At 61.8% G+C, this 13,737-nt stretch carries 12 protein-coding genes; 6 read left to right on the top strand and 6 right to left on the bottom strand.

Going from position 1 to position 13,737, the window contains the following annotated elements; all coding sequences use genetic code 11:
* Window position 1 precedes the first annotated feature (1 nt).
* Window positions 2-565: a biotin transporter BioY gene (locus A7X77_RS28500; protein ID WP_064686253.1), complete on the top strand. Its 564-nt coding sequence runs from the start codon at window positions 2-4 to the stop codon at window positions 563-565.
* 664 nt (window positions 566-1,229) lie between these two features.
* Here A7X77_RS28500 and A7X77_RS28495 read toward each other — a convergent pair.
* The 4 genes from A7X77_RS28495 to A7X77_RS28480 all read right to left on the bottom strand — a co-directional run bounded on the left by A7X77_RS28495 (window position 1,230) and on the right by A7X77_RS28480 (window position 6,992).
* Complete coding sequence (locus tag A7X77_RS28495) at window positions 1,230-2,333, bottom strand: helix-turn-helix transcriptional regulator (protein WP_064686193.1); 1,104 nt, start codon at window positions 2,331-2,333, stop codon at window positions 1,230-1,232.
* Between the two features lie 284 nt (window positions 2,334-2,617).
* Window positions 2,618-3,967: an SLC13 family permease gene (locus A7X77_RS28490; protein ID WP_064686192.1), complete on the bottom strand. Its 1,350-nt coding sequence runs from the start codon at window positions 3,965-3,967 to the stop codon at window positions 2,618-2,620.
* Between the two features lie 92 nt (window positions 3,968-4,059).
* Window positions 4,060-5,574, bottom strand: coding sequence for a malonate--CoA ligase (locus A7X77_RS28485; RefSeq protein ID WP_064686191.1), 1,515 nt, complete (start codon window positions 5,572-5,574; stop codon window positions 4,060-4,062).
* Window positions 5,571-6,992: a malonyl-CoA decarboxylase gene (locus A7X77_RS28480; protein ID WP_064686190.1), complete on the bottom strand. Its 1,422-nt coding sequence runs from the start codon at window positions 6,990-6,992 to the stop codon at window positions 5,571-5,573. The genes A7X77_RS28485 and A7X77_RS28480 overlap by 4 nt, the downstream gene beginning before the upstream one ends.
* A 157-nt stretch (window positions 6,993-7,149) precedes the next feature.
* On the opposite strand from A7X77_RS28480, the gene A7X77_RS28475 reads away from it, so the two are divergent.
* Entirely contained in the window at window positions 7,150-7,800 is a 651-nt protein-coding gene (locus tag A7X77_RS28475) for a GntR family transcriptional regulator (protein WP_064686189.1), read from the top strand.
* A gap of 16 nt (window positions 7,801-7,816) precedes the next feature.
* Here A7X77_RS28475 and A7X77_RS28470 read toward each other — a convergent pair whose 3' ends face one another.
* Window positions 7,817-8,218, bottom strand: a complete 402-nt coding sequence (locus A7X77_RS28470; RefSeq protein ID WP_064686188.1) for an acyl-CoA thioesterase — start codon at window positions 8,216-8,218, stop codon at window positions 7,817-7,819.
* Window positions 8,219-8,507: 289 nt separating this feature from the next.
* Between A7X77_RS28470 and A7X77_RS28465 the strand changes: the two genes are divergently transcribed.
* The 4 genes from A7X77_RS28465 to A7X77_RS28450 all read left to right on the top strand — a co-directional run bounded on the left by A7X77_RS28465 (window position 8,508) and on the right by A7X77_RS28450 (window position 11,543).
* Window positions 8,508-9,443 (top strand): histone deacetylase family protein, encoded by a 936-nt coding sequence (locus A7X77_RS28465; protein WP_064686187.1) that lies wholly within the window; start codon window positions 8,508-8,510, stop codon window positions 9,441-9,443.
* Between the two features lie 2 nt (window positions 9,444-9,445).
* Window positions 9,446-9,697, top strand: a complete 252-nt coding sequence (locus A7X77_RS28460) for an exodeoxyribonuclease VII small subunit (RefSeq protein WP_003545921.1) — start codon at window positions 9,446-9,448, stop codon at window positions 9,695-9,697.
* A gap of 75 nt (window positions 9,698-9,772) precedes the next feature.
* Complete coding sequence (locus tag A7X77_RS28455) at window positions 9,773-10,540, top strand: SDR family NAD(P)-dependent oxidoreductase (protein ID WP_064686186.1); 768 nt, start codon at window positions 9,773-9,775, stop codon at window positions 10,538-10,540.
* Between the two features lie 79 nt (window positions 10,541-10,619).
* Window positions 10,620-11,543 (top strand): pirin family protein, encoded by a 924-nt coding sequence (locus A7X77_RS28450; RefSeq protein ID WP_064686185.1) that lies wholly within the window; start codon window positions 10,620-10,622, stop codon window positions 11,541-11,543.
* A 13-nt stretch (window positions 11,544-11,556) separates the two neighbouring features.
* On the opposite strand, the gene A7X77_RS28445 is transcribed toward A7X77_RS28450, so the two are convergent.
* The gene (locus tag A7X77_RS28445) at window positions 11,557-13,536 is read right to left on the bottom strand and encodes a phospholipase D-like domain-containing protein (RefSeq protein WP_064686184.1); all 1,980 of its coding nucleotides are present in this window, start codon (window positions 13,534-13,536) and stop codon (window positions 11,557-11,559) included.
* Window positions 13,537-13,737 lie beyond the last annotated feature (201 nt).

Below are 13,737 nucleotides of genomic sequence, written 5' to 3'. Positions count from 1 at the left end.
GATGAGCACCCGCGACCTCGTCCTTACCGCCCTCTTTGCCGCGATCATCGTGGCGCTCGGCCTGCTGCCGCCGATCTCGCTCGGCTTCATCCCGGTGCCGATCACCGCCCAATCGCTCGGCGTCATGATGGCCGGTGCCGTGCTCGGCGCCCGACGCGGCGCGATTGCCGTGCTGATCGTACTGCTGCTCGTCGCCATCGGCCTGCCGGTGCTTTCCGGCGGCCGCGGCGGGCTTGCCATCTTCGCCTCGCCGACGGCCGGCTTCCTCGTCGGCTGGATCTTCGGCGCCTTCGTCACCGGTTATCTCAGCGAGCGCCTGGTCAATCACGGCCAATCCGGTCTGGTGCAGACGGTGAGCTTCTTCCTCGCCGCCATGGCCGGCGGCATCGTCGTGCTCTATGCGTTCGGCATCGCCTATCTCGCGACCGTCGCCGGTCTCGGCTTCACCAAGGCCTTCGTCGGCTCGATGGCCTTCATTCCGGGCGACGTCGTCAAGGCCTTCGTCGCCGCCCTCCTCGGCCGCGCCGTCATGGTTGGTTATCCCCTGCTGCCGGCGCGCGCATAACCGCCACGATCCGATTACGTGCGATGGTCGTCTTCACCTGAAGGCGGCCATTGTGCTTTTTACTCCGGCCACCACGCTTGCCGTCCGGCTAAAGCTCCGCGTTTCCATGCTGATGAATTGAGGGAGAAAGCCTTGCTGCGAGCAAGGGGACGGCCTGGAACACAGGCAACAAAAAACCGCCTTGAGGCGGTCGGGCATTCTATCGATTTCAGTTTGATCTAGTCTCCTCCACCTCCGTCGCCGCCGCCGTCACAGCCGCCATCGTCCGAGGCGTCGAACCAGCCTCCCCCGCCATCGCCGGAGCTTTTTGACCTGCGCCTGCCACTCGCAAATATCACGACAAAAACCAGGGCGAAACATGCGAAGAGCATGGCCTCCGGAAAAAATGAATTCAATCGGTCTCCTTTCATCTGCTTCAGGAAATCTTGTTTCCTGATAGAAACTGTAGATTATTTTTCGATTTCCGCAAGAGCTTCAATATGAAACTTTCGTGACAATCCATGTTTGGTCAGGCAAACGGTTTGCCCACGGGTCGTTCACTTATCAGCGTCTTCAATCCGCCGCTGAAAGGGACGGAACGTCGCGACCTGAACAATGGAAGCGGTTCGGAATATTGAGCCAGGCGTCCGGCGCCCGCATCACGCCGGGTTTGCGCCTCCAGAATTCACCGCATCAGCAGTGACACCAGGCCGACCCGGGAATTGACCCCGAGTTTGGCATAGATGTTTCTCAGGTGGGTTCTGACGGTTTCGTAGCTGATATCGTCGGCCATCGCCACTTCTCTCGGCGAATGACCCGATGCGATGCTCGAGGCGATCCTGATTTCCGTCGCGGTCAGCTTATAAAGCTGCATCAGCAAATCGCGCCGCTCATTGAGCGGCGTCGCCACGATCGGCTCGACGATCACCGCCACGGTCGGCCCCTCCAGACACTCTGTGAACGTATCTGAGCGCAGCCGGACAAGGGTGATGCGATAGTTATCCTGGTTCCCGCCCTTGACGATCGCGGTGTGTGGTTTGGTCTGCACGCCGTTTCTGGAGGTCAGGAATTCGAGAACCGCAGCCGACTTCTCGCATTGAAGTGCGAGCGTGCCGTCGGCGCCGATCCACACAGGCAAGCCGGCGGCCAGCAAGGCCTCTGCGCTTTTATTCCAGCGACGGGCTTTGCGTTGCTCCGAGACATAGATCAGTCCAACGCCGATGCTGTCGAACAGGGTCTGCGTCGCCTGTTCGTGCGGTGCGAACAGATCGCGCTTGCGAATGAAGTCGAAAGCCCTTCTCAGATGCGGCGCGAGCTGCGTGTAAAGCTTGGCCGCCTCGCTGTTGAGATCGGGGTCCGCCGACGTCGTGCAGGCCGACAGGATGAAGGTGCGGTTTTCCTCGCGAATGATCGAGACGCCGACGCTCGTCTCGCATCCGGTCTGCCGCTTCAGCCAGTCATTGTAAAACTCCGATTTGACCAGCTCCTCGCGTGGAACGATCTCGTCGCCGCACAGGCCCTGGCCGACGGGCACGCGATCCAATCTCGGAATCCAGGGATTGACCGACGCGAAGTGGCTCATGAACTGATCGATCTCGGACTGCGAAAACCCCGACATGAAGGGAACATGGGCGACGGAAGAGTTCAGGTCGTGATAGTGAAGCGCCGCCTTGCCGCCCGGCGACGTCTGCGCAAGGCGGTCCAGGAAATCCTGCCAGCTGCACTCTCCGAACAGACTTCCATAAATCATATCCGTCAACAGAGACGAAACGTCAGTCGATAGAATCATGAGTGATTTTCAACCTGAGCGAATGAAAGCATCTTCGAATATTGAATAGTGTTGTCTTCGCAAATGCAATGGAATTCGAACACTAACAGCGACGGTTTCTCTTTTCCGTGCAGCAATGAATACTACAACCTCAGCATGTTATTGCTTCACGCGCATTATATCTTGCGGTTGACGCCTTCGGCGCCAAGGAAATTTGTAACTCGGAATCCCTCCCCCACGGCGTGACTGCCTTGACGCCGCGGGCGATTGCTCGCGGCGGAAGCGACGGTCTCGCCGGACTGTCGTCAAACCAGCCCCGGCACGACGAACACCAGCCAGGCGATGATCGGGCCGATGATGGCGATCAGCGCGCTATAGACCAGCAATTGCTTGAGAACCTGCTCTCGCCGGTCATCCGGCGCATTGGCGACCACGAGCGCACCATTGGTGGAAAATGGGCTGGTATCGACGATCGTCGTCGAGATCGCGATGGCGGCGACGACGCCGATGGCGCTGACATGTCCCTGCATGAGGAAGGGGACGGCCAGCGGGATGATGGCGCCGAGCAGCGCGGTCGAGGATGCGAAGGCCGAAACGATGGCACCGGTAAAGCAAAGCAGGAGCGCCACCAGCAGCGGCATGCCGAGGCTGGATATGCCGTTCGCCACGTAATCGACCGTACCGGCCTTCTCCATGACGCCGACATAGGTGATGATGCCTGATATCAGCAGCACGGTCGACCAGCTGACCTTGTCGATTGCCGCCTTCTGGGTTTTCGGGGACAAGAGCGCGAGGGCGACGGCGACGGTCATGGCGACGAGGCCGACATTGAACTTGAAAACCAGCGCGCCGATGCCGAGCGCGATCAGGCCGACCAGCGTGGTCATTCGCTCATTGTTCAGACGTAGCGTCGCAGCAGTATCGGCCGCCGTGCCGTAGGCATGCTCCCGGATCGGTTTTGCCGGCGTGCCGCCGTGACCTCTGATCGACGCCGAAACGCCCTCGGGGTGCAGTTCTGGCAAGGGGCCAAGCGATGCCGCGGGCATTTGCTTCATGACCTTTGCACCGCCGAAAACGAAGAAGACCAGCACCGCAATCGCCAGATTGAAGAAAAAGCTGGAGAGAAACAGCGATGTCGGCGCGAAAGGCAGACCGGCCTTGGCAACGATCTGGTTGGTAATGCCGCCATAGATGCTGATCGGCGAAAAGCCGCCCGCTTGTGCGCCGTGGATCACCATCAGCCCCATCATGACGGGGTGGATGCGGTACTGGATGGCAAAGCTCAGCGCGACCGGCGCGAGGATGGCGACCGCAGCCGGTCCAAGAGCGCCGAAACCGGTAATCACGGCTGCGACGAGGAACATCACCCAGGGGATCAGGCCTATGCGTCCACGCACCAGCCGGACGGCGCATTCGACCAGCCAGTCGATGGTGCCGTTGATCTGCGCGATGGCGAAGAGGTAGGTGACGGCGACGAGCGTCAGGAACAGGTCACTCGGAAAGCCGGCGAAAATATCGGTGGTTTTCATGCCGATGGTCATGGAGCCGAGCACGAAGGCGCCGGCGAAAGCGAGCGCGCCCATGTTGATCGGCTGGATCGTCGCAACGACGAACATGGCGACGAGCATGCCTATGGCCAGTATTTCAATACCCATGATTCCCCTCCCTCCGACGCCTCCAGCGCCGTGGTTGCTGTTTGCAAGATTGATGCAGAGACCGCCGACCCTCCTCCCAGAGGGCGGTCGCCTTACGTCCTGGTATAAAGATCGGCGTATTGCTGCCGCAGGATGTTCTTCTGGACTTTGCCCATCGTGTTGCGCGGCAAGTCGTCGGCGAAGATAATGCGTTTGGGCTGTTTGTAGCGCGCGAGACGATCCTGCAGGGCGCTGACAATGCTCTTTTCATCAAGCACGGCGCCAGGCTTGCGCACGACGACGGCCGTGACGCCTTCTCCGAAATCCGGGTGCGGCACGCCGATCACGGCGCTCTCGACCACACCCTCGATCCGGTCGATCTCGCTCTCGACCTCTTTCGGATAGATGTTGTAGCCACCCGAGATCACCAGATCCTTGCCGCGGCCGACGATATGGATATAGCCGTCGCGGTCGATCTTGCCGAGATCGCCGCTGATGAAGAACCCGTCGGCGGTGAATTCAGCCGCGGTTTTCTCCGGCATGCGCCAATAGCCCTTGAAGACGTTCGGCCCCTTGATCTCGATCATGCCGGTCTCCTCCGGCGGCAGCACTTGCCCCGTGGCGGGATCGGTGACGCGCACCGTCACGTCGGGCAGCGGAAAGCCGACGGTTCCGGCGATGCGTTTGCCCTCATAAGGGTTGGAGGTGTTCATGTTGGTTTCCGTCATGCCGTAGCGCTCGAGAATCGCGTGACCGGTCCGGGCCTGGAACTCGCTATGTGTTTCTGCAAGCAGCGGCGCCGAGCCTGATATAAAGAGGCGGATGTTGGCTGCCGCCTCCTTGCCGAAGTGCGGGCTTTGCAGGAGGCGCACATAGAAGGTCGGCACGCCCATCAGCATCGTTGCCTGCGGCATCAGTGAAACGACCTCATCGGCGTCGAATTTCGAAAGCAGGAACATCGAAGCGCCGGCGAGCAGCGTCACGTTAGTGGCGACGAACAGCCCATGCGTATGGAAGATCGGCAAGGCATGGATCAGCCGGTCGTCGGCGGTGACGCGCCAGTAGTCCCGCAGGGTCAGGGCGTTCGAGAGCAGGTTGCCATGCGTGAGCATCGCCCCCTTGGAGCGTCCCGTCGTTCCCGAGGTGTAGAGGATCGCGGCCAGGTCCTCGGCGGCGCGCGAGGCATCGACAAAGTCGGCCGGCTCGTCGCGTGCGAGATCCAGCAAAGAGCCGCTGCCATCGGCGTCGAGCGTTTCGACGATCGCGCCGTGACGCTTGGCGATCATCTCGACGCCGTCGCGAGCGCCCGAGGCAACGACCACCAGACGTGGCTCGGCGTCGCCGATGAAGTAGTCGAGCTCAGCCAGCGTATAGGCGGTATTGAGCGGCAGGTAGACGGCGCCGCTGCGAAGACAGGCGAGATAGAGGATCAATGCCTCGGCGCTTTTCTCCACCTGCACTGCAACCCGGTCGCCGGGGCGGATGCCGAGCGTATCCATCGCGCCGGCAATGCGGCCGGAAAGGGCGAAGGCCTCGTCATAGGTCCATGTGCGGGTGCCATCGATCCGGATGAACGGTGCGTTATCGGGTGCGGCGGCCCGCATGGCGTCGAAAAGATGGTTGCTCACTTTCGCCCTCCTCCAAGCGTGGAATTCATCAGTTGCGCGAATGCTCGAGAACCTTGCTGGCCATTGCCGCCACGGCGGCCTTCGTCGCTCTGGCTGAGCAGGCTTTTGACGGCGGGCGAGGCGATCACTTCGCCGCGTTGCGCCAGGGCCTCGTGGTTGGCCACGATGTCATCGAGCTTGTAGAGGTAGTTGACCATCAGACCGTGCGCCTGTTGGAGCGCCTTGGGCGAGCGGTCGCCGAGAAAATTCACCCTTTCGAGCCGGGCGCCATTGCCGAGATGAAAGCGGGCGACGGGATCGACGGGGCGGCCTTCCGGCGTCCGTTCGGTCAGGAAATAGCGGGCCACCAGCGGCAGCAACACACGCTCCACTTCGGCGGCGCTGCTCTCGCTGCCCGGCCAGTTCGGATCGTCGAGCAGGGTCAGCGTTTTCAGGGCCGCTCCGGATAGGGGCCGATCGCCGGTCGCGTGCACCTTGGCAAGCCAGCGGGCAAAACCCGGGACGGGCGACAGCGTCACGAAAGTCTTGAGGCCCGGCAGGTCCTTGCGCAGGTCTTCCACGACCTGCTTGATCAGGAAATTGCCGAAGGAGATGCCGCGCAAGCCATCCTGGCAGTTGGAGATCGAATAGAAGACGGCCGTCGTCGCCTCGTCGGCATTGATCTGCTCCCTCCCCTCGTCGAGCACATCTGCGATCGCCTTCGGCACGGATCGGGTGAGCGCCACCTCGACGAAGACCAGCGGCTCATCGGCCAGCCGCGGGTGGAAAAAGGCAAAGCATCGACGGTCGGCCGGCGCCAGACGACGGCGCAGCTCCTCCCAGCCGGCAATCTCGTGCACGGCCTCGTATTGGATGATCTTTTCGAGAATATAGGCTGGCGTCGTCCAGTCGATCGGTCGCAGCGTCAGAAAGCCGCGATTGAACCAGGAACCGAACAGGTGCGTGAAGTCGGCATCGAGCGCGTGATAGGCCTCGGATCGGTCCTTGGAAGCAAGCAGCTGCTGCCGCATGCGGACGAGCCTGGCGGTGCCGTTCGGCGCGTGATTCAACCGGCGCAGGAGCTCCTGGCGCCGCGGCTCCGCGGCCTGATGGAGCGCAATGGCCGCGGCAGAGCTTTTGTCGGTGCGGTAATTTTCCATTGCCTGGTCGAGCCTCACCGTGTCGGGCCCGAACTTTTCGTGCAGCATATGGAAGAATGTCTGCGCGCGCTCGTCCTCGAGCGCCCCCCAGCGATCGAGAATCTCGGCGGCAAGGGCCATGCCGGATGCTTCACCACGGCTCGACAACAGCATCTCACAGAGGGTCTCAAGATCGGCTTTGGCCGCGGCCTGCGTATTGCGCGAGCCGGAAAACAGGAGCTGGCGGCCGTGATCCGTGATGCTTTGCAGCATGTCGGTGAAGAAAGACGCCTCAGGCATGCCATTCTCCTTCTGAAGGTCGGCCGCTGTTCACGCCGGCGGACGCCGCTTCCCCTCGCAGGGCTTCGTCTGTAGTATGTACATTGGCATTCTTCGTACACGACGTCAACGTTTGTGTATACAAGAATGGCATTTATGTATGAAGGAAGCGAGAGAAATGTCCGAGAATGTCGGCCGGTGGCTACGGGATGAGATTGAAAACGCGATACTTTCCTACGAGTTCGCCCCCGGCGAACGGCTGGATGAAACCGTGCTTGCCAACCGCTTCGGTGTCTCGCGGACGCCGGTGCGCGAGGCGCTGATGCAGCTTGATGCCATCGGCCTCATCGAAATTCGCCCGCGCCGCGGTGCCATCGTGATCGATCCGGGCCCGCACCGCATTTACGAGATGTTCGAGGTGATGGCCGAGCTCGAGGGCTTGGCGGGATCGCTCGCCGCCCGTCGGCTGGATAAGGCGTCACGCGAGGCGATCACCGCCACCCACAGCCGCTGCGAACAATCCGCCGCGGCCGGTGACAGCGATGCCTATTATTACGACAATGAGGAATTTCATAAGGCGATCTACGCCGCGAGCCGCAGCGATTTCCTGCAGGAGCAATGCGTACAGCTGCATCGACGCCTGCGTCCCTATCGCCGTCTGCAGCTGCGCGTGCGCAACCGCCTGTCGACATCCTTCTTAGAACATTGCGCCATCGTCGATGCGATCTTTACAGGAGATGGCGATGAAGCCCGCCGCCTGCTGCGAACCCATGTCGGCATTCAGGGGGAGAGGTTCAGCGATCTGGTGGCAAGCATGGCGGCGAGATGATCGGACGCCAGACGGATCAATCCAAAAACCGATAGAGCCAGTCGCGCGTTTCCTCCGGCAGCGAGGCCGGCTGCTGATCTTCGCTGTTGCGGGCCTGCCAGATGATCTCGACCTCGGCGGCGCGCTCCTCGCCGGTGTCGATCGAAACGAGGAAGCCGATGGAACGCACGCCGATCTTGTCGACGGCTGCGGTGAAGATTGCCGGCTCGTCATGGTGCAGCGGGCGGTGAAGCATGCAGGAGATCTTGCTGGCGCTATAGACCGGTTCGTCGTCTACGTCGGGCCGTGCCGACCAGAAGCTCGCAATGACGGATTCAGCGTAAGAAATATAGGACGCCAGAAACATCTGGCCATTCATATCGACATCGCGAAACGGCACGCGTATTTCCGCCACCCCAGGGCGTTTCGACTGACTCATCAACAATACTGCCCTACAACATTCCCCAGAACCGACACTACTTCATATTTCATCGGATCGAAACAGATTTAACAACAAAAGATGCGAGGGTTCAAAGTGTTAGGGCTGATTTGCAAGTCGGGGAGAGCCCGCAACGCCGGTGTGACGATATTCCCGGAGGCAAACGCTGCGAAGAAGGCTTTCCGATCCGATGAGGGTGCACAAGCGCTGCGGGCAGCGCTTGTTGAAATCGTCGGTCGATGCCCCATCTGCTGTGGAACATGACACAAGCGGCCGATAGAGTGTTTCCATGAGCACCCGTCTTTATGAACACCCAATCTTTCTGGAACATGTGACGCCTTCCGGCCATCCGGAGCGATCGGACCGGATCCGCGCCATCAATGTGGCGCTGGAACATCCGAATTTCGAGCGGCTGCAGCGCCGGCAGGCGCCGCAGGCGAGCGAGGATGCGGTGCTGCTCGCACATCCGGAGGAACATCTTGCCGCCGTCATGCGGGAGATCCCCGAAGAGGAGGATCGGATCAACCAGCTGGAAGCCGATACCTATGCCAGCGTCAAAAGCCTGCAGGCGGCGCTGACCGGGATCGGCGGCGCGATGGCGGCGGTGGACGACGTCTTTTCCGGCGCCGCCGACAATGTCTTCGTCGCCGCCCGCCCGCCCGGGCACCATGCGGAGAAGACGACGGCAATGGGCTTCTGCTTCTTCAACAATGCAGCGATCGCAGCCCGCCACGCGCAGAAAAGGCATGGCGCCGAACGTGTCGCCATCGTCGACTGGGACGTGCACCATGGAAACGGCACCCAGGACATCTTCTGGGACGATGCTTCCGTGCTGTTCTGCTCGACGCATCAGATGCCGCTTTATCCCGGCAGCGGCGCCAAGGGAGAGAAGGGCAAGCACAATACCATCGTTAACGCGCCGCTTTCGCCGAATGTCGGCAGCGACCATTTCCGCGAGGCGTTCAAATCGCGGGTGCTGCCGGCGCTCGACGATTTCCGGCCGGATCTCATCATCATCTCTGCCGGCTTCGATGCGCATCACCGCGATCCGTTGGCGCAGATCAACCTGACGGGCGAGGATTTCGACTGGGCGACCGCCCGCGTGCTGGAACTCGCGGACCGGCACGCGAAGAACCGGGTCGTCAGCCTGCTCGAAGGCGGCTATGATCTCGAGGGCCTCGCCGAATCGGCCGGCATGCATATTTTGCGAATGATGAAGGGTTGAGAATGACTGACAGCGCCAAGCCGGAAGTGTCCGGCCTTTCCTTCGAAAAGGCGGTCGCCGAACTCGAAAGCATCGTTGCCCGGCTGGAACGCGGCGACGTAGCGCTGGATGAATCGATCGAGATCTATGAGCGCGGCGAAGCGCTGAAGAAACATTGCGAGACGCTGCTTTCGGCCGCCGAAAACCGCATCGAGAAGATCCGGCTCGACCGCGCCGGCAAGCCGCAGGGCGTCGAGCCGCTGGACGGGGCCTGAGCGGATCGAAGGCGCTTGGCGATCGGCTGACGGCCGCTCTATGATCCCCTGTCAAAACAACGAGGGGACGCAAACATGACGGACAGGTTGAAGGGCAAGGTCGCCATCATCTCGGGCGGCGCGACCGGCATGGGCGGTGCTGCCTCGAAGCTGTTTGCGGCCGAAGGCGCGCGCGTGGCGATCATCGACCGCAACGGCGAAGCGGCGGCCGAAACCGTCAAGGCGATCCGTGATGCCGGCGGCGAGGCCGATTGCTGGACGGCCGATGTTTCCGACGAAGCCGCCGTCAATGCCGCCGTCGCCGGCGTCGAGGAACGCTACGGCGCGGTGACCGTGCTCTTCAACCATGCCGGCACCATCGTCATCAAACCCTTCCTGGAAACGACGCTTCAGGAATGGGACTGGCTGCACGCCGTCAATGTGCGCTCAATGTTCCTGATGACCAAGGCCGTGCTGCCGAAGATGATTGCCGCGGGCGGCGGATCGATCGTCTGCACCTCGTCGATCTCGGCGGTCGCCGCCACGCCGATGGAGGTGCTTTACGACACGACCAAGGGCGCCGTGCATATGTTTGCCCGGGCGATTGCAGTGGAATTCCGCGACCGCAACATCCGCTGCAACGCCGTCTGCCCCGGCTTCATCCGCACACCGCACGGGTTGCGCGAGGTGGCCGACCTGCAGGCGCTCGGCGTCGATGTCTCGGATGCCGCCATCGCCGCCCAGCAGGGCCGGATCGGCGAGCCGGAGGATGTGGCGCGGGCCGCCCTTTATCTCGCCAGCGACGAGTCGAACTTCGTCAACGGCGCCCACCTCTTCGTCGACAACGGTTTTACGGCGATCTGAGACGGGCTCCGCGCCCGATTGGACGCGCGGCGCTTCAGGTACTATTTGTGATCGATACGGTAGCGATCGGAGATCCGACATGTCCTTCTTTCCCGGCAAAGATCCCCTGCCTGGCGATGCTTTCGCCTGCGACGCGATTGAGAATCTGATCATTCCGCGCAGCAGCGATATCGGCGGCTTCCAGGTGCGGCGCGCCCTGCCGACGCGGCAGCGGCGGCTGGTCGGACCGTTCATCTTCTTCGACCGCATGGGGCCGGCGATCCTGAAGCCGAACGAGGCGCTCGACGTGAAGCCGCATCCGCATATCGGCCTGTCGACGGTCACCTATCTCTTCGACGGCGAGATCCGCCATCTTGACAGTCTCGGCACCGAAAAGGTCATCCGACCCGGCGACATCAACCTGATGACGGCGGGCCGCGGCATCGTGCATTCCGAGCGCACGCCCGACAATCTGCGCGGCCATCCGCTGCTGATGTCGGGGCTGCAGACCTGGCTGGCGCTGCCCGACGATAAGGAGGAGATCGATCCGTCCTTCGCCCATACGCAAAAGACCGAGATGCCGCTGATCGAAACTTCAGGGGTGCGCGGGCGCGTCGTCATCGGCTCGTTCGAAGGCATGACATCGCCGGTCGGCACCTTCTCCGATACGCTCTATGTCGATCTCAACCTGCAGCCAGGCGTGCGCTTTCCCTTCGGCGCGGCCCATGAGGAGCGCGCCGTCTACGTGCTTTCGGGCGAGGTCGTCATAGCAGGCGACCGTTTCGCCGCCGACCAGCTGCTGGTTTTCCGGCCTGGCGATCCGATCACGCTCGAAGCCGGCAGCGACGGCTGTCACCTGATGCTCTTCGGCGGCGCTGCGCTGAACTCGAAGCGCTATATCTGGTGGAATTTCGTCTCATCGTCCAAGGAACGGATCGAAAAGGCCAAGGAGGAATGGCGCGCCGGCCGCTTCGATATCGTTCCCGGCGACGAGGAGGAATTCGTGCCGCTGCCGGAAGGCTGACGGCGGCAGGCAATCAACCCGCCGCGAAATAGCGCATCAGCGCCCCCTTGGTGCGGTTGACGTAGCGGTCCTGCCAGCTGTCATCAACGTTGAGAAAGCCCGACCAGCCCTTCTTGCCCTGACGCTTCAGCTCCGCCTCGACGGCGCGGAAGCGGTAGTGGTCATAGACATCGAGAATATGGACGGCATAGGCCTCGGCCAGCGCCCGGTCGCCCTTGACGATCAACATGTTCTCGTCATTGGAGTAGGAGGCCTTGAAGCCGAGATTGTGGCTGCCGAGCACGACGGCGCAGTCGTCCGACAGGGGATCGATCACCAGCACCTTGTCGTGAATGATGGCGCCGACCTTCTTGGCCGTCAGTTCCTCGGCGCCGAAATCGGCCAGCAGCTGGCGGTCATCGATGCGCGAGGCCCGGACGATCGAGACATTGACCTCGTCGAACGTATGGGGTGAAACGGCCTCGGTATCGTCGTCCTCATCGTCGGGATCGTTCTTCTTGCCGGCGACATAATTGGGCATCGCCTGCGGGCTGGAAACGGCGCCGGTGACGATCAGCTTCTGATCCTTGAGGCCGATATCGATCGCCTCGCCGACGATGCAATCCCTGCCCGACTGACCGGGATAGAAGGCGAGAAACAGCACAGCGTGCTCGGCGCGGCGCATCAGCCGGTAAACCTCGCGAAGATCGGGCGGCGTGTCCTTGCCCTTTCTCCGGCTTTGCATGTTCGGGGAGAACCACGTTTCCACCGAAGCGCCATTGTCGGTCGGCACAATGGACGGCGTCTCGTTGGAACGCCGGAACGCCTTGCTCTGCTGGTTGTCGGGCATGCCGTCATCGAATTCGACGGGCGCTTCCAGCGTCGCATTGTCTTCCAGCATCCGCTCCCAGTAGGCGACATAGGCCGCGGCAACCGCATCGTTGCGGACGATCAAGGCGTTGTTGGATTGGCCGGCAAGCCCCGTCGCCGTCCAGTTGGTGCTGCCGGTGAAGACGCTGCGCTCAGTCCCGTCCGAGGGGATGTGCACGACGAACTTGTTGTGACCGATCTGGCTCGAATTGTTGAACATCCGATGGTGAATCTCGACGCCGGCGTCGATCAGCGCCTGGCGTGCGTGAGCATTGCGCACATCCCACTCGTCTCCGACCTTTCCGGTATTGGCGAGAATGATGCGCAGCTTGTCCTTGTTGGCCAGCAGCAGGTCGAGCAGCTCCTTGTCCTCGAGCTCGTAGAGCGCGACCAGGAAGCGTCCGGGCGCTTTCATGAAATCCCTGAGCATCGGAATGACATCGCCGGCCAGATATTTGCGGATGCCGTTCGCCGGATTGGAAATCATGTCGATCAGTTCGTTCGGCTGCTTCACACCGTCTTCCAGCAGGACGTTGCGCAGCCACTGGGCGGCGAGGATGCCGTTGGTGAAGGTCGATTCGAACTGGCCGCGCTTGCGCGTCACGTGGACCGGGTTGGAGGCGACAGCCGGCCCGAGATAACCGAGCGGCCGCGGCGGACCTTCATAGGCCTTGACGGCGATTTTCTCGAAGGTGCCGTCCGCCTTCTTGATCGGCCTGCCGTTGTCGTCGCGCTTGTTGATCTCGACAAGATCAGGCGCCGGATCGGGGGCGGCCTGCATGCCCGGCTTCAGATCGCCGAGCGGGCGGATTTCGTAACGCACCCGGACCTCGTCCGGCCGCCGCCGCATTTCGTTGCGCCGCTTGCGTAGCGTCAGGTCGCGCCAGGACAGCTTCTGCACCGGCCAGAGCGACGTCGTCTGCGGCAGCCAGTGCGGATTGCGCTGCCCCTTGAAGGCGACCCAGGCGGCGCAGGTCACTCGATCTTCGCTGCCATCGGACTTTTTCGCCACGTTTCCCTGCTCGTCGAGATAGACGCGTACGACCTCAAAGCCGAGGCATCCGTCGATCTTGGCGTCAATATCCCAGGCCACATAGGCGACCTCGTTGTTCACATAAGCATGCGCTGCAACAATCGTTCCCATGACCTGATCCCCCAGTCGGTGCGGCAACATTGCTACCATTCCGTGTCATATTCAAGCGGCTCGCCGCCCCTTTCAGCGTTCGACGGCGAGGCGGAAAATCGGGGCGGAACCGGGCCAAGATCAGGCGAATGCAACTTACGGAAATAGAATGTGATAACTCCCGAAACCCCTCACACATTTTTCCGCCATGCTCTAAGGTGA

The sequence above is a fragment of the Rhizobium bangladeshense genome, assembly GCF_001662075.1.
GTDB classification, from domain to species: Bacteria; Pseudomonadota; Alphaproteobacteria; order Rhizobiales; family Rhizobiaceae; genus Rhizobium; species Rhizobium bangladeshense_B.
Note: the sequence above shows the minus strand (reverse complement) of the source record. Positions and strands in the feature narration are given on the sequence as shown.

Coding starts and splice junctions, on each gene's coding strand:
- A7X77_RS28500 (WP_064686253.1), top strand. CDS start 2: ATGAGCACCCGCGACCTCGTCCTTACCGCCCTCTTTGCCGCGATCATC.
- A7X77_RS28495 (WP_064686193.1), bottom strand. CDS start 2,333: ATGATTCTATCGACTGACGTTTCGTCTCTGTTGACGGATATGATTTAT.
- A7X77_RS28490 (WP_064686192.1), bottom strand. CDS start 3,967: ATGGGTATTGAAATACTGGCCATAGGCATGCTCGTCGCCATGTTCGTC.
- A7X77_RS28480 (WP_064686190.1), bottom strand. CDS start 6,992: ATGCCTGAGGCGTCTTTCTTCACCGACATGCTGCAAAGCATCACGGAT.
- A7X77_RS28475 (WP_064686189.1), top strand. CDS start 7,150: ATGTCCGAGAATGTCGGCCGGTGGCTACGGGATGAGATTGAAAACGCG.
- A7X77_RS28470 (WP_064686188.1), bottom strand. CDS start 8,218: ATGAGTCAGTCGAAACGCCCTGGGGTGGCGGAAATACGCGTGCCGTTT.
- A7X77_RS28465 (WP_064686187.1), top strand. CDS start 8,508: ATGAGCACCCGTCTTTATGAACACCCAATCTTTCTGGAACATGTGACG.
- A7X77_RS28460 (WP_003545921.1), top strand. CDS start 9,446: ATGACTGACAGCGCCAAGCCGGAAGTGTCCGGCCTTTCCTTCGAAAAG.
- A7X77_RS28455 (WP_064686186.1), top strand. CDS start 9,773: ATGACGGACAGGTTGAAGGGCAAGGTCGCCATCATCTCGGGCGGCGCG.
- A7X77_RS28450 (WP_064686185.1), top strand. CDS start 10,620: ATGTCCTTCTTTCCCGGCAAAGATCCCCTGCCTGGCGATGCTTTCGCC.
- A7X77_RS28445 (WP_064686184.1), bottom strand. CDS start 13,536: ATGGGAACGATTGTTGCAGCGCATGCTTATGTGAACAACGAGGTCGCC.